Below are 22,095 nucleotides of genomic sequence, written 5' to 3' on the forward strand. Positions count from 1 at the left end.
AAATTGACATCACTAACCTTGTTAGCGATAATTATTTTTCTAATTACATTAGTTTTAGTCATTTGGCAACCTAAAGGGTTGTCCATCGGATGGTCTGCATGTGGTGGGGCAATCGTTGCATTAATTGCTGGTGTAGTTAGTTTTAATGACGTATGGGAAGTCACTGGCATTGTATGGAATGCCACTCTTGCATTTGTCGCTATTATAATTATATCTTTAATCCTGGATGAAATTGGTTTTTTTGAATGGGCAGCATTACATATGGCCAGAGCCGCTAAAGGTAATGGGACGAAGATGTTTGTCTATATTAGTTTGTTAGGTGCAATTGTCGCAGCATTTTTTGCTAATGATGGCGCAGCCCTAATTTTAACACCAATTGTTTTAGCAATGGTTCGAAATTTAAACTTTCAAGAAAAAATGGTCTTTCCATTTATTATGGCAAGTGGCTTTATCGCTGATACCACTTCCTTGCCTTTAGTAGTAAGTAACTTAGTCAACATCGTATCAGCAGACTTTTTTGATATAGGTTTTGTTGAGTATGCAGCGCGGATGATCATTCCCAACCTTTTCTCATTAGCTGCAACTATTATTGTATTACTAATTTATTTTAAGAAAAGTATTCCAAGGAATTATGAAACAGCTGATCTGAAGAAACCATCTGAAGCAATTAAGGACCTTAAAATGTTTCAGATATCATGGTACGTTTTAGCAACATTATTGATTGGGTACTTTATTAGTGAATTTATCAACATGCCTGTCTCGATTGTGGCAGGAATTATAGCTATTTTCTTTTTGCTGATGGCACGTAATAGTGATGCTGTCACGACAAAAAATGTAATAAAAGGGGCGCCGTGGGAAATCGTCTTCTTCTCGATTGGAATGTATGTTGTAGTCTTTGGGCTTAGAAATGGCGGGCTAACCGACATATTGGCAAATGTTATCCAGGCAAGTGCTGAACAAGGATTATTCATTGCTACAATTTCTATGGGATTCATTGCAGCGATTTTATCATCGATTATGAACAACATGCCAACTGTTATGATAGATGCCATTGCCATTTCAGAAACAAATACATCAGGTATCATTCGTGAAGCACTGATTTATGCCAATGTTATTGGTTCTGATTTAGGACCAAAAATAACACCAATCGGGTCTTTAGCCACTTTATTGTGGTTACATGTTTTATCCCAAAAAGGGGTAAAAATTACGTGGGGGACTTACTTTAAAACAGGTATTATTTTAACCATTCCTATTTTAGCTATAACTCTGATAGGATTGTTCCTAACACTTTCTATATTTTAATTAAAAGGAGCTAGATAATCATGTCTAAAAATACAATTTACTTCTTATGTACAGGAAACTCATGTCGCAGCCAAATGGCAGAAGGCTGGGCAAAGCAGTACTTAGGTGATGATTGGGAAGTATATAGTGCCGGCATTGAAGCACATGGGTTAAATCCGAACGCAGTGAAAGCAATGAATGAAGTTGGTATCGATATTTCTGGTCAACAATCTGAAATTATTGATCCTGATATTTTAAATAATGCAACATTGGCTGTTACACTTTGCGGTGATGCCGCAGACAAATGTCCGGTAACACCTCCAGGCGTAAAGCGTGAGCATTGGGGATTTGATGATCCTGCGAAAGCAGAGGGCACTGATGATGAAAAGTGGGCAGTCTTCCAAAGAGTGCGCGATGAAATTGGTGATAGAATCAAGAGGTTTGCGGAAACAGGAAAATAAAGTACTTAGGACGAGCCATCTTTATGAAGTTATAAAAGTGGCTCGTTTTATTTTTGTTACAGAATTAGATCCTTACCATAATAGATGGTTACTATTGTAAGCAGTAATAAAACTACTTTTTCCAGTGAGCCTCCCGTTTTCATTGTAAATGGAAATCGAAAGGTGAGGTTTGCTGGATATAGTAACTTAATTCCATTCTTAGTCACTGCATCTAATAATAGATGACTTGCCATCCCTATTAAGATGCCAATAATAATAGACTGATCATTCGTGAACAATGTTAACACATAACCGACCAGCACAAGAAATAGTAAGCTGTGGGTAAAAGTTCTGTGTCCAAACAATCTGTTCACCATTTTCGAAATAACAGGAAATTTACGACCTATCTTACTGCCACTATGGCATATATCTGGTATGATTGATCCTACCGCTCCTGCTGCAATAATTAATCCCGGTTCATAGCTTGTAAAATGGACAGTAACAACTGTTGCTGCTATCCCTCCCATTACATGTGTCTTTCCCGTCATTTATAATCTCCTTAGCTGTTTTTCTCTGAAGTTATCAAATATACCTTCCTTAACGAAACGTTTGTTCTTATTCTATCATATTTTTTACTTTTTACCATCATTTAATTTACATGCTATCTCTATAGACCTGTTTACTTAACATCTTTGCTGGGAAGATTTAGAATAGAGGTAATAGATGATATATAGAAAGGATGAAGAAAATGAAAGTATTAGTTTTTGGAGCAAATGGACAAATCGGCAAACACCTTGTGTCACTAATACGGAAAAATGACAAATTAGAAGCGAAAGCTGCTATTCGTAAGGAAGAGCAGGCTGATTATTTTAAAGATTTAGGTGCAGATGTTGCGATTGTTAATTTAGAAGGTGAAATCGAAGACATGGCGAAAGCAGCTGAGGATGTTGATGCAGTCGTATTTACTGCAGGATCCGGCCCAAATACTGGAAAAGACAAAACAATAATGGTCGACTTGGACGGTGCAGTTAAAACAATCGAAGCTGCCAAACAAGCAAATGTAAAACGATACATTATGATCAGTTCATTTGATACAACACGTGAAGCGATTCAATCAGCACCAGAATCTTTTGCACCGTATGTTGTGGCAAAACATTATGCTGATGAATGGCTAAGAGATACTGATTTAGATTACACCATTATCCATCCTGGTGCACTAACCAATGAGGCGGGGAAAAACCAAGTGGAACTTGCTGAACAAGTGGAAAGAGGAGAAGTGCCGCGTGAGGATATTGCCCATGTTATCTTAGAAAGTTTACTTAATGATTCTACGATCAAAAAAGAATTCCAGGTGGTATCAGGTAATAGCACTATAGAAGATGCTATTCGCTCTTTATAATCACCGAATAAGGCATTGTTTATTGGCAAAAGACCAGTGCATATTTGCTGGTCTTCTGCCATTTAATTTTTTACTGTGGAAGGAAAGTAACGATCCTTCAATCTGGTCGAGATAAATTCTAAGATAATCGCAATAATGAGAATAAGATAAGTAATTAACCCTACTTCCCTAAGATCAAAATAGAAGCCTGATGCCATAAATAATTCAAAACCAATCCCGCCTGCTCCTGCTGCTGCCCCCATTGCAACGGCAATAGAAAAATTGATCTCAAAACGCAGGAAGGTCCATGATAATAAGTAAGTAAAGGTAGATGGCAGCACTCCATGAACAACAATATGCCACCAATTGGAGCCAGTTGCTCTTAATGCTTCGAGAATACCTGGGTCAACTTCTTCAATTGATTCCGAAAAAGCTTTGACTAAGTAGGCTACAGAGTGAAATAACATTCCCAGAACAGCCGCTTCACTACCTAGTCCCGCTGCAATAGCAAAAATCAATACCCACAAAACAGTTGGTACGGCGCGAATAAATGCAACAAGAATTCTTATCGTTTTTGATAACCACGGCTTTGATAAATTTTCCGCTGCCATTAATGCCAGAAAAAAGGCAATTATTGCACCAAAGATAGTGGCAAGCACTCCCAAACCTAATGTGACGGCAACCTGATACAATGCTTCCGTCCAGCTAAAGTGGCTTAAAGCAGGTTCAAAAAACATTACTCTTAGATTATATAATGTCTCTGTAAACGCACGCTCTAATTGCAATCCAGTATAGTTAAAGAAGAAAAATGCTATAACTGTTAATAGGGCTAATACCCAGAGGGTCCACTTTACCACAAGGTCAATTTTGTTTCCTGACTTAATATTAATTTTTCCGCTTTTCGTCCGTCTGATTACAGCAGGATTTATACTTGACTGCACTGCCATTATAAAATCACCTTCCTAATCCTCGTAGATATTAACTCAATGGCAATAACAGCTACAACAATAGTCAATGTAATTAATGCGACAATATTATAGTTCAAATTTTTATAGTATAAATCAAACATATAGCCAATTCCTGTTCCAGTCAGGATTCCAACTAATGTAGCACTGCGAATATTTGTTTCAATCATAAACAGTATCCAGCTGATCATTTGCGGCAGACTCTGCGGGATCACAGCTTTACTAACAATCTGGAAATACGTTGCCCCAGTTGCGGTTAAAGCCTCTACAGATTTTAGATCCGCTTCATCAATGGATTCGATAAATGCTCGTGTCAAAAATCCAAGTGTAGCAACGAATAATGCCAGAAAACCGGTAACTGAATTTTGACCAAATGAAATTAATAAAATTAATGACCATGCAACAACAGGAATGTTACGTGATAAAGATGCAATAAATCTGGCAATCATACTGAATATATTATTTACTTTGGTCGTTTTAGAGCCCATCAGTGCCAGAAAAAGAGAAAATACAGCCGCAATCGTTGTGGCAGCAATAGACATAAAAATTGTCTCATTTAACTTCTCCAGTATGTTCGGTAATCTTTCTAAAGCCTCTTGTGTAATGATTAAATTCGATAATATCCATGTAAAAGCAGCTGGAATTGTTGCAATACTTTCCAATAGGTTGTATTGTGTGACAGCGCTGGATAAATAGGTGGCAAAAATAATAATCACGAAAACGAAAGTCAATTGCAGCTTTTTTTTACGCATAATTTTTTCATTCATCTGTTATACCCCTTATACGGTGATTAGCTCCCTTGTTTCCATACCGTAAATATGTTCAATCTTATCTTGTGACAGTAATGGACTGGCCCCATCAAATACCACTTCTCCTTGTTTAAGACCAATGATCCGATTGGCATAATCCTTTGCAACTTCTACTTGATGTAAATTTACAATACAGGTAATGCCGAGCTCTGTAGAGATCTGTTTAAGATGATCCATAATTATTTTCGAGGAGTTCGGATCAAGTGAAGCAATTGGTTCATCACAAAGAATAAGTTTTGGTTCCTGGATTAAGGCACGGCAAATTCCTACTCTTTGCTGCTGACCGCCACTTAACTGATCACAACGTTTATAAGCCTGTTCTGCGATCCCTAACTTCTCCAGCAAATCAAAGGCACGCTGCTTTTCTTCTTCAGTAAAGAGTCCAAGCACACCTCCGATGGTTGATTTATAACCAAAACGCCCATGTAATACATTTTCAATTACGGTTAAGCGGGGAACTAAATTATAATGCTGGAAAATCATCCCAATGTTTGTCCGTAATCTGCGCAAGTCCTTTTTATTTTGGGCTCCTACATCCTTACCATCAAAAAACACACAACCTGTTTCTATCTCAACCATTCGGTTGATGCATCTTAACAGGGTAGATTTACCCGCACCTGATGGACCGATAATGGAAATAAATTCACCAGCACCGACACTAAATTCAATATTTTTCAATACATGGACTTCTGAATTATAGGATTTGTTTAATTCTTTTACTTCTAACAACGGCATATTCAGTGATCTCCTTTTTTATCGTTTTGGATTTGAGGAATGGATTGAACTTGCATAAATAAGCCATTTGGAGAAGAAAGTTATTCCAAATGGCCTGTTAGAATGCTAGTTAATTAGATAGTGCACGAATTGGATCAAACCACGCGTCTTCCACTTCTACAAAACGTTCGTCCGCTGATTTTGAGAATAAGCCGCCTTCCTCAGAGTCCTTTGGTACAAAGATTTCCTCATTATTTGCCACTTCATCTGATACAAACTTCTCTTTAATTTTATTTAAATCCTCTTCACTAATTACTTCACTGTTTGCAACAAAAGGAGCATTTAATACTGGTGTTACACTCATTAGTATAAATTCTTTTCCTGTTACTGTATTAAATGGCTCCGCTGCATCGTCTTTTACACGATAGACAGTTCCAACTGTATTCTCATCACCTTCTACCACTTCTACATAGTTATTTACACATGTATCACAAAATGCCGCCACATCTGCACTGCCATTTAGTAAGTTCACTGCTGACCCTTGATGGGATCCACCGAATAAAACTTGTGAGAAAAGAGGTCCAGCTTCCATTAGATCTTCTTCCGCTAATTCTTTGTCAGCAAAATGTCCGATAATTGTTGAAGAAGGAACAACGAAACCTGATGTTGAGCTGTTTGAAACAAAAGAAAATTTCACACCTTCAAGTGTATCTAACGAAAATTCTCCATCTACCTTATAATTGTCCTGTTGGTCAACAGGCACCGCTAACCAGCTGTGATACATTGCATCATCTAATGTACCCGATGGACCAGTTGGTACTGCAATTGGCTCAATCGCGTCATTTCCATTTTTGGCTTCAATGTACCCTTGTGCTCCCATAAAAGCTAATTCAGCATTGTTATTAACAATTGTTTCAATCGCAATCGCATAGTCTGTTGTCAAGTGATGTTCTACTTCTTTTCCTGTTGCCTCAGCAACCATACTACCTATCGCTTCACGTGCCCCTTTCAAGTCATTACCTGATTCATTTGGATACCAGACCATATCAATTACATTATCTCCACCTGACTCTTGTGCATTCCCGTTATTACATGCACTTAACACCAACGCAACAACAACTAAAAGCATGAATCCCATTACTTTTTTCATTCTTGTTTCCCCTCTCCATATAAGATGATTGTTACTAAATAAAGTCATAATATGTATGCCAGTATCAATTAAATCATAAATCGTAGAACTATATTACACTTTTACCATTTCTTAACACCGATTTAAGGATTTTTACAAATTTCACTAAATCATACTGCCAATTATGGATATCTATTTGTTTATCAATTGATTAGGTGGACTATTTACCTCTCCAATTGTAATAGCAGGACCGAATAGACTATGGTAATCTGTTCCGCCAGTTAGCATTAGGTTATATTTTTCAGCAAGTGTATCAATTAATAGATGATCTTCTCTTGTATGATCAGGATGGTGACGTTCAATCCCATCTAAACCAGCCTCCGCTAACTCTGGAATCAGGTCATAGGAGTCTAGTTGTCCTGGATGCGCAATGACAGCTATCCCGTCATCCTGCTTAATTGCCTGGACTGCCTTGAACACATCTGTATACTCTATATCCCCTGATGCAACACCATCTTGCTTAAACAAAGATTGGTAGAGATTCTGATAGGTTTTCGATTCATAAGATGATTCAGTTAATTGCCGCATAATATGCTGTTTGTAAATAGTGGACCCTGGCGAAACAGAAGCAGAAATCTTGTCCAAGCTAATTCGATATCCTGCCAGTTGAATCTGTTCAATTTGCCAGAGAGAATGCCTTTGCCTCCTTTTTTGCAATGGCTCACAAAGTGCTTTGATATTTCTAGAAGCAAGATTGTAATGATAGCCAAGTATATGGACTTTCCTGTTCCGTTTAAAATCATATGCCGAAATCTCTATACCTGGTATTACATTAATGTCATATTTCTTCCCCAATTTGATCGCTTCCTGCTGTCCAGCCGTTGTATCGTGATCAACGAAGCTAATAGAGGAGACTTCCTGCTGAATAGCTTGCTGTAATACTTCTTCTAATGTGTCAGAGCCATCAGAATATTTACTGTGAACATGTAAATCCGCTTTCATGTTATCCACCGTGGACTAATTCACAGCTTTTATTTTCCAAATCAAATACCTTATCACAGAGGTTCTCCATAAATTCAATATCATGAAAGATGCCAATTAATGTGGTACCACTTGCTTTCAGTTTTTCTATGGCTTCACGCACTTTTACTTTTGACTGTTTATCAAGGCTGGCAGTAGGTTCGTCTAAAAGTAACAATCTTGGTTCTTTTACTGTTGCAATCGCAATATTTAATCGCAGTTTCTCCCCTCCGGAAAAAGTGTTGGGAAATATGTCCCACAATTGCGGGTCCAGATCAAAATGAGTTAGTGCTTCTCCTGCTCTTTTTACAGCTGTTTCCTTTGCAGCACCCATCTCCAATAATGCCTGTACGACCAAATGTCTCGCAGTTGTGCGAGGCATAACATTTAAAAATTGTGAAACGTAACCTATTTCGTGTTTCCTTAAATAAATCATTTGTCTTTCGCTAACTTTGAATAAATCAATAAAACCGAATCGCTTGGAGTCAAAATAGATACTTCCTTCTTCCGGCAAATAAGTACGGTAAATACTTTTTAAAATGGTCGATTTGCCGCTGCCACTTTTCCCGATAATGCCGATAAATTGGCCTTTATCCAATTCAAAATTAATATTTTGGACTGCTTGTCTTGTACTTCCAAGCTGGTGACTAGTAAAACTTTTCCCAAAATTTCTAACTTCAAGAATTGTCATCAACACTTTCCCCCTTATTAGCTTGTTCGGTAATTCGTTGTTGTAATAACCGATCCATTCACCATCGTTAATGTCAGCATTGGATAACCATCCTCCATCCTTTCAATAATAAGCAAGTCAGCCTTTTTCCCTGGCTTAATCGACCCTATTTCATCATCCATTTTTACCGCTCTTGCAGGATTTAACGTAACTTTCATAAACATATCATGTAAGTCATGCTGATACTGTTCATCCATTTTAAAAATAGCGTGTAATAGTGCTGCAGGATAATAGTCGCTGCAAAGAATATCTGCACATTTCTCCTTTATCGCTTCAATTGCTGACAGATTTCCGGAGTGTGAGCCGCCAAGCATGATATTTGGTGCTCCGACAACGGTAGCTAGCCCTAAAGCTGTCGCCCTTTTGGCTACTTCTAATGTAATCGGAAATTCACTAATTGTTGTACCGAACGAATGAACTAACTCTATTTTTTTCAAGTCATCATCATCATGTGAAGCTACTGCGATACCTTTTTCCATCGCAATTTCTGTTACTTCCTGAATTTTTTCTATCGTAAGCTGTTCTCTGCTCTTTCTTTCAGCGATAATGACATTAACTTCATCATTTGTTAAGTTTCGATATCCTTGCATTGTATCACGGAAAACTTCCAGATCACGATACTGCCCCTGCCCAGGAGTATGGTCCATGAAAGATAGTAGATGAACTTTGTTGTTTTCTATACTTTCAATCAGAAAATCTACTTGATCAATGTTATCTATCTCAAATCGTGCATGATGGCGATGTCTTATTAAATGGGGATGGTCCTGTGTGTCAGCTATTGCATTAACAAGCCGTTCCACATTCTTTGGAAAACGCATTGGCTTATGTGAAAAAAGATCTTCTTTATAAAAGGATAGGGAATGGAAAATGGTTGTAATGCCATGACTAATTAAAATTTTTTCTGCTTCCCGCAAACTAATATCAAAATCCATCATACTTGTCGGTCTTGGTGACACAATTGATTCTATATAATCGGAATGAATATCAATAAATCCAGGGGATATAAAGCCGCCATTTGCATTAATTAAAACAGCACCAGCATCATCTTTTATTGCCGTATCTTTGATGATTTCTTTAATCCTTTCCCCTTCAATAACAACTGCCATCCCTTCTGTAATACCATCTTCTAATACTAATTTGCCATTATAGATAATCTGCAATTGCAACATACCTCCTTAAAGTGTGTGTTTGGAAAAGGGGATTAAAGGCGCAAACCTACTGAGTGGAAATCTTATAACATGGAATAAACTAATTGCTGTGAATAGGCATGGGCAGGATCTTCTAATATTTGATCTGTTAACCCTTGTTCAATCACTTCCCCATTTAACATAACCAGCGTTCGATCTGCCAGCATTCTGATGACAGCCAAATCATGCGAGACGACGACCATACTTATTTGCAGCTCCCTCTGTATCTGCTTAATCAAATCAATTACAGCCGCTTGTACTGATAAATCTAAGCCAGTTGTTACTTCATCAAGAAATAGTAAAGGTGGCTGATTTGATAAAGCTTTTGCAATTTGAACACGCTGTTGCATTCCACCAGAGAAATTTCTAGGCGCTTCCTTCATCCGGAATATCGGAATTTGAACAGTTTCCAGTAGTTCCTGTCCGATTAATTGCATTGTATTTACATTTCTATTCCCTGCAGCAATCAGTTTCTCGGCAATATTTCCAATCGTAGAGAAATTCATCTTTAATCCTTTGACGGGATTTTGATAGACCATTCCATATTTATGGTTGCGAACATAGCGTTTTTTCTGTGAGGATAATGTGAGTAAATTAAGTCCCTCAAATTCCGGATCGTCCAAATATACATCGCCTGAAGTCACTTCCTGATCAAAATACAGGCATTGCAAAACAGTAGATTTCCCACTGCCGCTTTCCCCGACAATCCCTAGAATTTCACCAGGATACACATCAAAGGAAACATTACGGCAAGCGTAAATCGTCCTACACTTCGGGCAATAATTCTTAAACAGATTAGCTTCTGCTGAATCGTTGCAATGATGGCACCCATTCCCAAATCGTTTGTTCAAGTCCTTCACTTGTATTATAGGCTGTTCATACATCTGTAAGCTCCACCTCTTCTCGCTCTTGATGATTTAACCGGGCAATACAGTAGCTTGTATCATTACATTGGAAGATCGTTCGGCCGGATTCTTCATCAATTAGTTCATCTAAAGATACATCTGTTGCACCACATACATGACAACATTCCCCTTTAAAATCTTCCACGGTGAACGGGTAATCCTCAAAAGCTAGTGAAGTAACATCTGTATGTGGAGGGATAGCATAAATCTTCTTCTCCCTTCCAGCCCCCAGTAAAATTAACGCCTCTGAATCATTCAGTTTGGGATTATCAAACCTAGGAATCGGACTTGGTGCCATAACATAACGGTCATTAACAAAAACAGGATGATCTGCTTGTGTAGCTGTTTTGCCAAACTTCATAATTTGTTCAAACAGCATCAGCCAAACTCCGCTGTATTCATTTTCAGCATGAAGCTTTTTCGTTTCTTGTTCCTTCTTCTCATAATGGCGGAGTGGCTCTGGCATAGGGACTTGAAGTACTAAAATCTGCTCCTTCATTAGTGGCACCTCGGGAATGCGGTGACGTGATTGAATAATCGTTGCTGCTTGTGTTTGTTCTGTCAGCTCCACATCTGTTGTTGATTGGACAAGTTTTTTTATGCTTACTGCATTGACTGATTCATCTGAGCCTTGATCGATCACTTTAAGAATATCTTCCTTTCCAATTAGTGAAAGGGTAAGCTGCAGACCACCCGTTCCCCATCCTCTTGCTATCGGCATCTCCCTTGAAGCAAAAGGAACTTGATAACCGGGTATTGCGACTGCTTTTAAGGTAGCTCTTCTTATTTCTTTTTTCGAACCTTCATCTAAAAAGGCAAAATGCTGATTAAGATTCATTTTCCGCTCCTCCTTGTTTCACCCTGCGAGCACTGTCTAATTTTGATTGGAAAGTTACGTAATGCGGCAGTTTTAAATGTGAAATAAAACCTGTAGATTCCACTGAGTCGACATGCAGTAAAACGAATTCTTCATCATGTGTTGCGAACGCTTCCTCCGGATGTTCCAAGCATTGGTCAAGAATACTCATCGCAATAGCTTTTGTTTCGTTTTGCCCATAACAAGCTCCATAACCAATCTCAAACTCTATCTCATGTTCATTCGTGTTCTTCTTTTTGGTAACAGGAACAAATGATTCTACTTCTGTTACTTTTATATCACCAATATAATAGTCATCTTCCGGGTCAGTCATTTCACTGTTCTCTAGTGATACATAGATTGGCAGCCTGCCGACACGAACTTCCCCTACTGTAGGGTGCACTTGGCCATACCCCCGTAAGGAGGCATACCCTAGTGAAGTGACTGCTCCTGTTTGCCCTCTTGTTAATATCTGCAGCCTTTCACTCCGAGAAGCAGGGAATTGCAAACTGCATTTTGTCACATCGTCAGGCTGAGAATTATCTTCTTCATATACTTCAAACAGGCCTTCTGACCGCAAATATTCTACCACCTTCGGATAGTGGGTTATCTCATTCCTAACTGAAGAAATTTTCTCTGCAGAGTATTGCTCTAACCATTGTTTTATATCTTGTTTCGTTTCCTTTATTAATTGAAAATCTAATAATCGGTGGGTGTAGTCATGTGTTGCACCTAAGAGCTGCCCTCCGGGAATATCTTTAAAGCTCGCTGATATCCTCCGTTCCACAAACATTTCATACGGGTCTACCGTGCGGCTATAATAAAGTCTGGGTAAAGTAGATCGATGGGCCCGCAATAGAAATACCGCTTCTTCCACACTGCCTTCTGCCTGTTTAATTGCTAATGCTGCCAGATACGGAGAATACAAACTTGCTTCTGACATCACCTGGTCGACCAACAGTCTCATCGAGGAGAGGATTGTCTCTACACTGACAGCTTCCATATCTTTTAACCGCTCAAATTTTATACGATCAATCGATGCTTCAATCGCATTCGTTCCACCTTTCACTGCGACATAGCCCAAGCTGTTTCCCCCTTTCTTTTAATGGAAGTTGTACGTGGTATGCAGATAAGTTCCGCATTTTTGGTTGTGAAGATGAAGTCTACTCCTAATGGGTGCTCAATTGTCCTTGCTTCTCTTGCCCGCAAAAATTTCTCTGTTAAAAAAACAGGTAGTGAGATTTCTCCTTTGATTCCCGGTCCTGTTAATAACCATTGATCTGGATTCTGCTGCAGCTGTTTTTCTATTATCCATGTTGCTGAAAGTTGCGGATCCCGCAAATCACCTATTTTGCATTTAGAGACACCGTGAATAATCTCTGTTTCGCTAGTACCTTCCAAGACAAAAATAAAATCAGCATCTTCTATCGTCGTAAATTGTGAAAAGGTATGTGCTGCTATTTTTCTAGTCAGATCTCCTTGAGGATCACCTAACACATGAAAGGTTACTTCTGCATCTAATAAGGTCAGTGCAATGAGCCATGTTGTCCGGCAGCAACCTTTAGCATCATCCATCCTGCTGGTGATAGATTGTAATGATGCGACTGAACCTGGTCTAGCCATGTTCTGTAATAACTTGCGGTAGACTTGCTGCATATCATGTATAGGATCAATTTGCATGAATTCCTCTCCTCTCTTAAACATCCATTGTTTCGAAGAGTACTTTTGTTTTTGATAGTTCATCCTGTTTCTGAATTTTTGCTTGTGTTATTCGCTGCTCTTCTTCTATTAAATTCTTCTCCCAATCTTCCGTTTCAGGTAATGCTGCTTTATATGCCGCATCTATTATCGCTAGTTGTTTCGCAAGATCTTCCTTCATTCCAACAACAATCCCTGCACCAATCTGGTCCATCACTTCCACTTTCGCTTCCGTAATCAGTACCTCGCCGATATAAAACAGAGAATTCTTTGCTGTTTCTCGCATCTTTACCATTGTCATCCCTTGTCTCGGCGAAACTAATTCTTTCCATCTGTATTTATGTAATATACTTTCTGATAGCTCTTTTGCTAAATTAGGGTCACCTTCAATTAAAATTTCTGTTCTTCTTCTTCTTTGCATTATTGCTGTACCTCCTTTCATTTTTTATCCTAACTTGTCGCCAAGTTGCCGTGTGTAAAGATAAGGTAAATTATCTGTAAAGTGAGACTCTGATCAGTGGGAATTTGTGAACTCCACCAATCAATAGCGAAACTTATCAGGATGGTAAACGCTGTGATAAACAGAAAAAAACGTACTCTCTAATAAGAGTGTACGCTTAAGTATCTGACGTTATATTATATTTAAATTTATCGCTTCGGTAGATTATTCTCGTATATTCAAGGACATTCCCATTTCTCGCATCAATGCTGTCACTAACAATCTCGATAAGCGGCACCATGCTCTTGCAATGAAGCAACCCCTGCTCCCTTGAGGTTGGAAAGGTTACATTTAATAATGATTTCTGACTGGAGAATTGCCGGATGCCATGATCTCGGTAATAACGAAACATGGATAAAACAAAAGGACCATCTTTACTTATCGAAGGAAACTGTGCTTCCTTTACATAGGAATAATGAATAGCAATTGGTTCGCCATTAATCAGTCTAAGTCGACCAATTTGATAGACAATGTCTGATTTCCCAGCATTTAGGGTTTCATAAATCATCGGCTCATAGTCTATCGGAGTACAGCTAATATTTTGCGTACAATGATCATAGCCAAGTGCATTCATTTTTTCCGTAAAGCTGGTTTTGGATGATAAGGACATCTGAACAGAGACAGACTCTTCTTTCAGATAACGTCCCTTGCCTTGTACAGAATAAATATATCCGCGTTCTTCCAACTTATTAAATGCTTCTCTAATTGTAAATCTCGGAACCTTATATTTATCTGCAAGCTGATTTTCAGACGGTAGTTTAGCGCCAGGTAACAATTTCTTTGTTGTTATTTGTTCCATCAGATCATCGACAATCAATACGACTCTATCCACTAGAACTGCCACCTTCTTTACGTACAGAATTTTGAAAGAGAGAACACCTATCCACTTCTCATACCATACAAAGACATAGCATTATGATTGCCCATTGCTTGCTTTCTACAGCTTAATCATCGAATCCAAGTTCAGATACACCTTTTGCCATCTTTCTTTCTTCTGATGATATAATCCCATTGAAAAAATAAATGATCGCACCACTTTCAGAAACCTTGATTGTTACAAAACCTTTGTTTGCCCAATCATCCAATTTTGCTTTTGCCTCTTCAAGCGACAGATCGGTATCCATCGCTAATTCAACTGCCGTTAAGGAACCATTTCTTTTTTCGGCTAATTTCAGCACATTATTTTCCATTTGTTCTTTTGTTAGACGCTTGCTGCTGTTTCCCATATGGAATGACCATCTGCACATTAAGAAGCCACCGATCAATGGCCCTACACCAGTTATAAGAGCAAATATAATATCCCCTATTAAGCCAAAGGATTCTATTCTTCAGAAGGTTGCCCTAATTCGGAAAGTAACCCAATTAAAAGAAGTAAACCAGTCATAGCTATAATCAAACCCAATAAGAAAAGAAATACTTTCGTTGCTTTCAATTATGTTTTCCTCCAGACATATAGCCAATTTCATTATACATATATTAACATAATTATCCACACACTTGAATAATAAAATCTACGTCTTCTGTTTAATGTATTTCTATTCATTTAATACATAGGTTCTTTTGTCTCCCGATTTTTAACAAAGGAAAGGTTGAAATTTTAAATTTCTATATATAACTTTACTTCATTTCCTTCCACATTGATCTTTTTCATATTTGGTTTATTTTCATAATAGATATCATTTATTATTAGATTTTTTCGCACTAATTGATCAAATTTGGTTAATATGTTTTTTAGAGTTGAGTCAGCCTGGATATATAAATCTACACGTAATTCCACTGGAAGATTCATTTCTTTTCGATATGTCTGTACAGCACGGATAAATTCTCTTACCAATCCCTCTTCTTTTAATTCTTCGGTTAATGTTGTATCTAATAATGTTATAAAGTTACTTCCTTCTGATAATTCGTAACCTCCGACTCCTTTTTTCTCCAAGATGACAGTATCTGATGTTAGAATAACTGTTTCACCAGATTTTAATGAAACTTGCCATTCCTTTTCTTTAAGAAATTTCGTCTTTTCTTCACTTTTTAAATTTTCCAATCTATTCTTCACTTCACCAACGGCCTTACCTAATTGGGGACCGGCAACAGAGAAATTTAGTTTTATTTCTAAATTTATTAACCCCTCATAACCTTGTCTAAAATCTACTTCTTTTACATTCAACTCTTCTTCCATAATTGTTGTATATTTGTCTAATGCCATTGGATCAGATAATTCTTTCGGAACTACAATCAATTGAGCTAATGGTTGTTTTGTTTTCACTCCTATCGAATTTCTAACTGAACGAGCAAGTTCTATTATCTCTAGTACGGCATTCATCTCGTTCTCTAAGGTTTCATTAATCATTGTTTCATCTGGGTTAGGGAAGTCTGATAAATGGACACTCTCTTTTACTAATTTTGAATAAATATCTTCGGTTATAAAAGGTATATATGGGGCCATTAGCTGTGACAACTTTTTGAGTACCTCAAACAATGTGTTAAAGGCTGCTTTTTTATCCTTGGTCATTCCGCTGTTCCAAAAGCGCTGTCTTGATCTCCTAACATACCAGTTACTGAGCTCATCGATAAATTGAGCAATAGACCTTGCAGCCTTGGTTATATCATAATCCTCTATGCTTGCACTAACTTCCTTAATTAGTGTATTCAGCCGTGATAAGATCCAGTGATCTAATACTGATTTAGTACCACCTATATCTTTTTCTGGATCAAATTGATCAATATCTGCATACATTGAGTAAAACGAATAGACGTTTAACAATGTATCAATCACCTTAGATTTAGCATGACTGACTATATTTTTCGAAAAACGTTTATTATTCCATGGGGAACTGTCAGCTAATAAGGCCCATCTTAGCGCATCTGCACCAAACTCATTTATAAGCTCTGCAGGATTCAAGGCATTTCCTTTACTTTTTGACATCTTTTGTCCATTTTCATCTAAGATATGACCTAATGATAAGACACGTTTATACGGTGATTCTCCAGAAACTAGAGTAGAAACTGCTAATAAACTATAAAACCAGCCTCTAGTCTGGTCAACCCCTTCTATAACCACATCTGCAGGAAACTGCCTGCTAAAAAACTCCTTATTCTCGAACGGATAATGATATTGAGCAAATGGCATAGATCCACTATCAAACCATACATCAATCACTTCACTAGTCCTTACCATCTTGCCACCGCAAGAACAATTGAGCTGTATTTTATCCACATAAGGTTTATGCAATTCTATCTTCTCCGGTACTTCTTCTGCTGCAAAGTCCTTAAGCTCTTTTATCGATTTTGGTGATTTCTCCACTCCACATTCTTGACATATCCATACATTTAAAGGAGTCCCCCAGTACCTGTTTCTTCCTATATTCCAATCGACCATATTATCTAAGAAGTTGCCAAACCTGCCATCTTTCATATGGGAAGGAAACCATTGAACGGATTGGTTATTGGCCTGCATTTTTTCTTTTACTGCTGTTGTTTTTATAAACCAGCCTTGCATGGCATAATACAGAAGCGGACTGTCACATCGCCAGCAGTGAGGGTAACTGTGTTCATATTTCTGCTTTTCGAACAAAAGATTATCTCTAGCTAGCATTTTAATTATTTCGACATCACAATCTTTAACAAATTGTCCTGCCAGTGCAGTTACCTGTTCTTTATAACATCCTTTAGAGTCAACAACATTTACATAATCGAATTGATTATCAAGAATAACCTTGTAGTCATCCTCTCCATGAGCAGGAGCTATATGGACAACGCCAGTTCCACTTTTGTCAGTAACAAAGTCAGCACCAAGCACTTTATGTCCATTTGTAACATTTACAAAATGAAAAGGTGGCTCATAAGAAGTTCCTGCTAAATCGCTTCCTTTCATAACACTCAATGTTTCATAATTTTTCTTCAATATTTTAGGAGCAAGAGACTCTGCAAGAATATAAATCTCTGTTCCCTGACGAACTCTTATATAATTCATATCAGGGTGAACGGCAACTGCAACATTGCCAGGTAATGTCCACGGTGTTGTTGTCCAACCTAAAAGGTATTCATTCGTTGTCCCTTTTAAACGAAATTTGGCAGTTACAGATATATCCGAAACATCTTTATATCCTTGCGCTACCTCGTGAGAGCTCAGGGATGTTTCACAATTTGGACAATACGGCACTACTCTGTGCCCTTTATACAAGTAGCCCTGTTGATGAATAGTCGCTAATAGGTTCCATACTGATTCAATATATTTATTATCTAAAGTGACATACGGGTCTTCCATATCAACCCAATAACCTAGTGCTTCGGTAAATTGGCGCCATTCGCTTTCATAGGTAAAGACACTTGCTTTACATTTTTGAATAAATCTTTCAATACCATAGGATTCTATTTGGTCCTTTCCTCTGATTTCCAACTGTTTTTCAACTTCTAATTCGACTGGTAATCCATGGGTATCCCAACCCGCTTTCCTTAACACCTGGTAACCTGACATTGTTTTGTAACGTGCAATAAAGTCCTTGATTGTCCTGCCAAGCGCATGACCTGCATGTGGTAATCCATTTGCAGTCGGCGGTCCTTCGTAAAACACAAACGTTTCCAAGCCCTCTCTGTTGGATATGGACAGATCAAATGTCTTCTCTCTCTTCCATCGTTCCCGAACCCTCTCTTCTCTTGCAGCGGCTGACTCCTTCATTATAATCACCTCTTTTAAGGATTAAAAAAACTCGACCCTACATACGCAGAGTCGAGTTTATATACAAATTAACTTTTTTAACCAAATAAAAAAAACCATAGTAGTGGTTTTTATCAAGTTACATACACTACGTACCATCATACGCGTCCTGGATATCGGTAGAATGCCGTCAAAGTTTAAAATATTTCAACTTTGCTTCTCGGAGAGGATTTTCATCATGATTCTTAACGTTGACTTTCAGCGATTCATCAACTCTCTGTGGATAAGATATTCATAACTACTCTTTCTCGTCATCAAATTAGGTATTAAATTATTTTTAATAATAGCGAACCCTATATTAAAAGTCAAACAATTTTTTACAATTATTAGCTGAATATATCATATGCTATGCTTATTGCGCGCTAAAGTTACATGTAAAAGGAGATTCAACCTTAATAATTCATTAGATTGCAAGGTGATATTTACATCACTATTCTCACCAGTTTCATTCACAAGCAGACATCTCCCTTACCTCGAATCTGATGAGAAGCCGAATGATCAATCTCCTTCAACTTCTAACTCGTTTGGGATACTTTGAAAAAAGTATGGGAACTCCTTGGAAATAAGTTAAATAAATAAAAGGTGGTGTCTGTTACTTGTGAAACGGCATCTTTTGCTTTGGTGTTAAGTATTTCTGGCTATTTATAAGCGGAACACCCTAGGTTTCCTTCTTCTATAATCTACCAAAAATGTTGGACAAAATTGGACAGTTCATTACAATTGGGTCAATAAAAAAGGGTCAAAGGACTACAATTTGACATTAAATATTAATATTACATGTACAAAATCTAGATTATTACAATAATTACGGAATTCGAATTATTATTTTGTAACAGTAATACTGAGACATGATATTTTAGAACGATTTTTTCTTTGAATTTAAGCACTTCCATTCTATATCACTAGCGTTTGCATATGCAGGCAAGTTAAGTGCCACTAGGTCATTAGCCACAAAATTAATACCAAGAGAAGAACATATTGACTACCCTTTTTTGTAAGGGTAGATTGGGAGAGGCAAAAAAGTAAATAGAGAAAGGTGGCAAGAAGGTTAAATATATTAATAGTGAACATAACATTATCAACTTAGAAAAGGAGCAACATGAAAGTGAAAAATAAAATAAAATTTCAATTAATATCGATGGTATTGGTTTTTACATTTTTTGTGACGCCACTTTCTTCTATAGCTGCTGAAACAACAAAGCCATGGATGGATCCATCCCTATCTGCAAAAGAACGGACATCATTACTGCTCGATAATATGAATTTAGATCAAAAAGTTCAACTAGTAACAGGAAACCTTAACAACCATTATGGTTTTTATAATGAAGAAATCAATGACTTTGGCATACCAGCATTGACAATGGCGGATGGGCCAGCTGGGGTTCGTATTGCTAATTCAGACATTCAAGATAAAAAGGCTACTGCCCTTCCAGCACCAATAGCTCTTGCTGCTACATGGGATGTTAATGCAGCAAATACATATGGGGAACTGTTAGGAAATGAAGCTTTTAATACTACCCATAACGTCATTTTAGGACCAGGATTAGATATTGCTCGTTTTCCTTGGGGGGAGCGTAATTTTGAATCGTTAGGAGAAGATCCATTATTACAATCCAAGCTAGCGATCCCTTACGTGAATGGAATTCAGAGTTATCCAGTGATGGCAACTGCAAAACACTGGTTATTAAACAACCAGGAAACAGAACGTTTCACGATTGATTCTATTGCTAGTGAACGAGCAATTCAGGAAGTATATGCACGTCCATTTGCTGAAGTAATTGAACATGCTGGTTTAAGCTCTGTTATGTGTTCATTTAATAAAGTAAATGGAGTTAACGCATGTGAAGATGGAGAAATCCTTACAACAGTTTTAAAAGATCAACTAGACTTTGAAGGCTTTGTTATGAGTGACTATGGAGCTAACCATAGTACAGCAGTATCTGCTAACGCTGGGTTGGATTTAGAAACACCTGGTGAACCAAACGGATACTGGGGAGATCACCTAACCGCTGCTGTCACAGAAGGTAAAGTAAGTGAAGAAAGAATAAATGACATGGCTACCCGTCTGTTAACAGAAATGTTTAGTAAAGGATTATTTGATCAGCCTGCTGAAAATAATCCAATTTCTGCTAAGGCTCATGGCAACATTGCTCGCGAGATCGCAGAACAGAGCATGGTGTTAATGAAAAATGAAAATGGGACATTACCTTTAAATAAAAATGAGGTAGAATCTATTGCCGTTATTGGCCCTGATGCTGACAACGCCTCAGCAGCGGGTGGAGGAAGTTCCATGGTAAATCCTACTTATACAGTAAGCCCCTTAGAAGGTATCAAAAATGAGGCAGGGCAAAACGTACAAGTATCTTATGCCCCAGGAAGTGATCCAATTAGTGCAGGAGATATTTTACCAGGTCCTTCCGCGGTGCCGTCTTCTTTATTAAGCCCTGTAAATGGGGAAGATAATAAGTATGGGTTAACGGCGGAATACTGGTCAAATACCAATTTTGAAGGAGAGCCTTCTTTAATTCGCACAGATAATCAAGTAAACTTAAATCTTGGATTCTATAATTATGAGGGATTTAATGCACAATCACCTAAACTAGAAACAACTCCTGGCGAGTTTAATAGTGAAATGTCTGCACGTTGGACAGGTCAGTTTACAGTACCTGAATCTGGAGAATATACGCTTTCTCTTTCAAGCCTTGGAACAGGGAAACTATACATTGATGATGAGCTTGTCATTGACAATCAAAGTAAGAAGCTAACAACATCTAAAAAGACTCTTTCTTTTGTGGAGGGAGAGCAACACAATGTACGCATTGAATACAGTACCGGCGATTCTGGCGGACAGCAAGATTTTGGTGGAATAATCCGCTTTGGTTGGGAGCCACCGAATGGTGCAGTAGATACTAAGATGCAAGAGGCAATTGATTTAGCTGAAAAATCAGATGTTGCAGTCGTTGTAACTCGTACTTATGATAGTGAGGGTTATGTCGATAATTCGACACTTGATTTACCAAATAACCAGGATCAATTAATCAAGGAAATTGCTAAAGTAAATCCAAACACAGTTGTTGTTCAAATGAGTGGTAGAGCAGTACAAATGGATACTTGGCAAGATGATGTACCTGCCATTGTACAAGCGTGGTTCCCCGGCCAAGAACAAGGGAACGCGATATCAAATGTGTTATTTGGTGAGGTAAATCCATCTGGCAAACTACCAATCACATTCCCTGTTGACGAGGACACTACACCTGTTTCGAATGACAATCAATTCCCTGGAGTTTACGGTGTATCTGATTACTCTGAAGGTGTATTTGTCGGTTATAAAGGGTATGAAGAAGCAGGAATTGAACCAGCTTATGCATTCGGACATGGATTATCCTATACAACATTCAAATATCGAAATGTTAAGGCAAAAGCGAAAACAAAAGGAAAAAATAAAGATTTAGAAGTTACTGTTTCCCTTAATTTAATTAATACTGGAGATGTATCTGGTTCAGAAGTAGTGCAAGTTTACGTTGGTCAGCTTCCAACAAGCACAGAAACTCCAGCTAAGCAGTTAGCAGGATTTAAAAAAATTGAATTAAAGCCAGGTAAAAAAGAACATTTACAAATTGAACTTGATACAAAGTCACTCTCTTACTGGGATGAAACGAAGAATGAATGGATCATGCCAAGTGGAGAGGTACCAGTTTACGTCGGAAGTTCATCAGATGATATTCGATATGAAACTAGTATCCATATTAAATAGCAGTATAAGTTGGGGG

20 protein-coding genes are annotated in these 22,095 nt (G+C 37.9%); 4 read left to right on the forward strand and 16 right to left on the reverse strand.

What is annotated here, in order from left to right; genetic code table 11:
* Positions 1 to 3 precede the first annotated feature (3 nt).
* Positions 4 to 1,302 carry an arsenic transporter gene (locus ACFOY7_RS04005; RefSeq protein ID WP_390249626.1) on the forward strand — a complete coding sequence of 433 codons (1,299 nt, stop codon included), beginning with the start codon at positions 4 to 6 and terminating at the stop codon, positions 1,300 to 1,302.
* 20 nt (positions 1,303 to 1,322) lie between these two features.
* Complete coding sequence (gene arsC, locus ACFOY7_RS04010; RefSeq protein WP_390249628.1) at positions 1,323 to 1,742, forward strand: arsenate reductase (thioredoxin); 420 nt, start codon at positions 1,323 to 1,325, stop codon at positions 1,740 to 1,742.
* A 56-nt stretch (positions 1,743 to 1,798) separates the two neighbouring features.
* Here arsC and ACFOY7_RS04015 read toward each other — a convergent pair whose 3' ends face one another.
* On the reverse strand, positions 1,799 to 2,269 hold the full coding sequence (locus tag ACFOY7_RS04015) for a metal-dependent hydrolase (protein ID WP_390249630.1): 471 nt from the start codon (positions 2,267 to 2,269) through the stop codon (positions 1,799 to 1,801).
* 200 nt (positions 2,270 to 2,469) lie between these two features.
* On the opposite strand from ACFOY7_RS04015, the gene ACFOY7_RS04020 reads away from it, so the two are divergent.
* The gene (locus ACFOY7_RS04020) at positions 2,470 to 3,120 is read left to right on the forward strand and encodes an SDR family oxidoreductase (protein WP_390249632.1); all 651 of its coding nucleotides are present in this window, start codon (positions 2,470 to 2,472) and stop codon (positions 3,118 to 3,120) included.
* A 62-nt stretch (positions 3,121 to 3,182) separates the two neighbouring features.
* Here the strand turns inward: ACFOY7_RS04020 and phnE (ACFOY7_RS04025) are convergent, their stop codons facing one another.
* From phnE (ACFOY7_RS04025) to ileS, 15 genes are all read right to left on the reverse strand, one after another.
* On the reverse strand, positions 3,183 to 4,046 hold the full coding sequence (phnE, locus tag ACFOY7_RS04025) for a phosphonate ABC transporter, permease protein PhnE (protein WP_390249634.1): 864 nt from the start codon (positions 4,044 to 4,046) through the stop codon (positions 3,183 to 3,185).
* Complete coding sequence (gene phnE, locus ACFOY7_RS04030; protein ID WP_390249636.1) at positions 4,046 to 4,831, reverse strand: phosphonate ABC transporter, permease protein PhnE; 786 nt, start codon at positions 4,829 to 4,831, stop codon at positions 4,046 to 4,048. The genes phnE (ACFOY7_RS04025) and phnE (ACFOY7_RS04030) overlap by 1 nt, the downstream gene beginning before the upstream one ends.
* A gap of 12 nt (positions 4,832 to 4,843) precedes the next feature.
* Positions 4,844 to 5,608 carry a phosphonate ABC transporter ATP-binding protein gene (gene phnC, locus ACFOY7_RS04035; protein WP_390249638.1) on the reverse strand — a complete coding sequence of 255 codons (765 nt, stop codon included), beginning with the start codon at positions 5,606 to 5,608 and terminating at the stop codon, positions 4,844 to 4,846.
* 109 nt (positions 5,609 to 5,717) lie between these two features.
* Complete coding sequence (locus ACFOY7_RS04040; RefSeq protein WP_390249640.1) at positions 5,718 to 6,737, reverse strand: PhnD/SsuA/transferrin family substrate-binding protein; 1,020 nt, start codon at positions 6,735 to 6,737, stop codon at positions 5,718 to 5,720.
* A gap of 171 nt (positions 6,738 to 6,908) precedes the next feature.
* Positions 6,909 to 7,718 (reverse strand): PHP domain-containing protein, encoded by an 810-nt coding sequence (locus ACFOY7_RS04045; protein WP_390249642.1) that lies wholly within the window; start codon positions 7,716 to 7,718, stop codon positions 6,909 to 6,911.
* 1 nt (position 7,719) lies between these two features.
* Complete coding sequence (gene phnL, locus ACFOY7_RS04050) at positions 7,720 to 8,427, reverse strand: phosphonate C-P lyase system protein PhnL (RefSeq protein ID WP_390249644.1); 708 nt, start codon at positions 8,425 to 8,427, stop codon at positions 7,720 to 7,722.
* A 17-nt stretch (positions 8,428 to 8,444) separates the two neighbouring features.
* Positions 8,445 to 9,626, reverse strand: coding sequence for a phosphonate metabolism protein PhnM (gene phnM / locus ACFOY7_RS04055; RefSeq protein WP_390249646.1), 1,182 nt, complete (start codon positions 9,624 to 9,626; stop codon positions 8,445 to 8,447).
* Positions 9,627 to 9,697: 71 nt separating this feature from the next.
* On the reverse strand, positions 9,698 to 10,537 hold the full coding sequence (locus ACFOY7_RS04060; protein ID WP_390249648.1) for an ATP-binding cassette domain-containing protein: 840 nt from the start codon (positions 10,535 to 10,537) through the stop codon (positions 9,698 to 9,700).
* Positions 10,530 to 11,396: an alpha-D-ribose 1-methylphosphonate 5-phosphate C-P-lyase PhnJ gene (locus ACFOY7_RS04065; protein ID WP_390249650.1), complete on the reverse strand. Its 867-nt coding sequence runs from the start codon at positions 11,394 to 11,396 to the stop codon at positions 10,530 to 10,532. Before ACFOY7_RS04065 ends, ACFOY7_RS04060 begins: the two co-directional genes overlap by 8 nt.
* On the reverse strand, positions 11,386 to 12,498 hold the full coding sequence (locus ACFOY7_RS04070) for a carbon-phosphorus lyase complex subunit PhnI (RefSeq protein WP_390249652.1): 1,113 nt from the start codon (positions 12,496 to 12,498) through the stop codon (positions 11,386 to 11,388). The genes ACFOY7_RS04065 and ACFOY7_RS04070 overlap by 11 nt, the downstream gene beginning before the upstream one ends.
* Positions 12,480 to 13,157 carry a phosphonate C-P lyase system protein PhnH gene (gene phnH / locus ACFOY7_RS04075; RefSeq protein WP_390249654.1) on the reverse strand — a complete coding sequence of 226 codons (678 nt, stop codon included), beginning with the start codon at positions 13,155 to 13,157 and terminating at the stop codon, positions 12,480 to 12,482. The genes ACFOY7_RS04070 and phnH overlap by 19 nt, the downstream gene beginning before the upstream one ends.
* The gene (gene phnG, locus ACFOY7_RS04080) at positions 13,111 to 13,533 is read right to left on the reverse strand and encodes a phosphonate C-P lyase system protein PhnG (protein WP_390249656.1); all 423 of its coding nucleotides are present in this window, start codon (positions 13,531 to 13,533) and stop codon (positions 13,111 to 13,113) included. The genes phnH and phnG overlap by 47 nt, the downstream gene beginning before the upstream one ends.
* Before the next feature lie 196 nt (positions 13,534 to 13,729).
* Positions 13,730 to 14,443, reverse strand: a complete 714-nt coding sequence (locus ACFOY7_RS04085; RefSeq protein ID WP_390249658.1) for a GntR family transcriptional regulator — start codon at positions 14,441 to 14,443, stop codon at positions 13,730 to 13,732.
* A 112-nt stretch (positions 14,444 to 14,555) separates the two neighbouring features.
* Positions 14,556 to 14,858, reverse strand: a complete 303-nt coding sequence (locus ACFOY7_RS04090; protein WP_390249660.1) for a hypothetical protein — start codon at positions 14,856 to 14,858, stop codon at positions 14,556 to 14,558.
* A 350-nt stretch (positions 14,859 to 15,208) separates the two neighbouring features.
* Positions 15,209 to 18,286 (reverse strand): isoleucine--tRNA ligase, encoded by a 3,078-nt coding sequence (gene ileS / locus ACFOY7_RS04095; protein WP_390249663.1) that lies wholly within the window; start codon positions 18,284 to 18,286, stop codon positions 15,209 to 15,211.
* 1,138 nt (positions 18,287 to 19,424) lie between these two features.
* On the opposite strand from ileS, the gene ACFOY7_RS04100 reads away from it, so the two are divergent.
* On the forward strand, positions 19,425 to 22,079 hold the full coding sequence (locus ACFOY7_RS04100) for a beta-glucosidase (protein WP_390249665.1): 2,655 nt from the start codon (positions 19,425 to 19,427) through the stop codon (positions 22,077 to 22,079).
* The last annotated feature ends 16 nt before the right edge of the window (positions 22,080 to 22,095 follow it).

The organism is Gracilibacillus xinjiangensis, assembly GCF_042651765.1.
Lineage (GTDB): Bacteria > Bacillota > Bacilli > Bacillales > Amphibacillaceae > Gracilibacillus > Gracilibacillus xinjiangensis.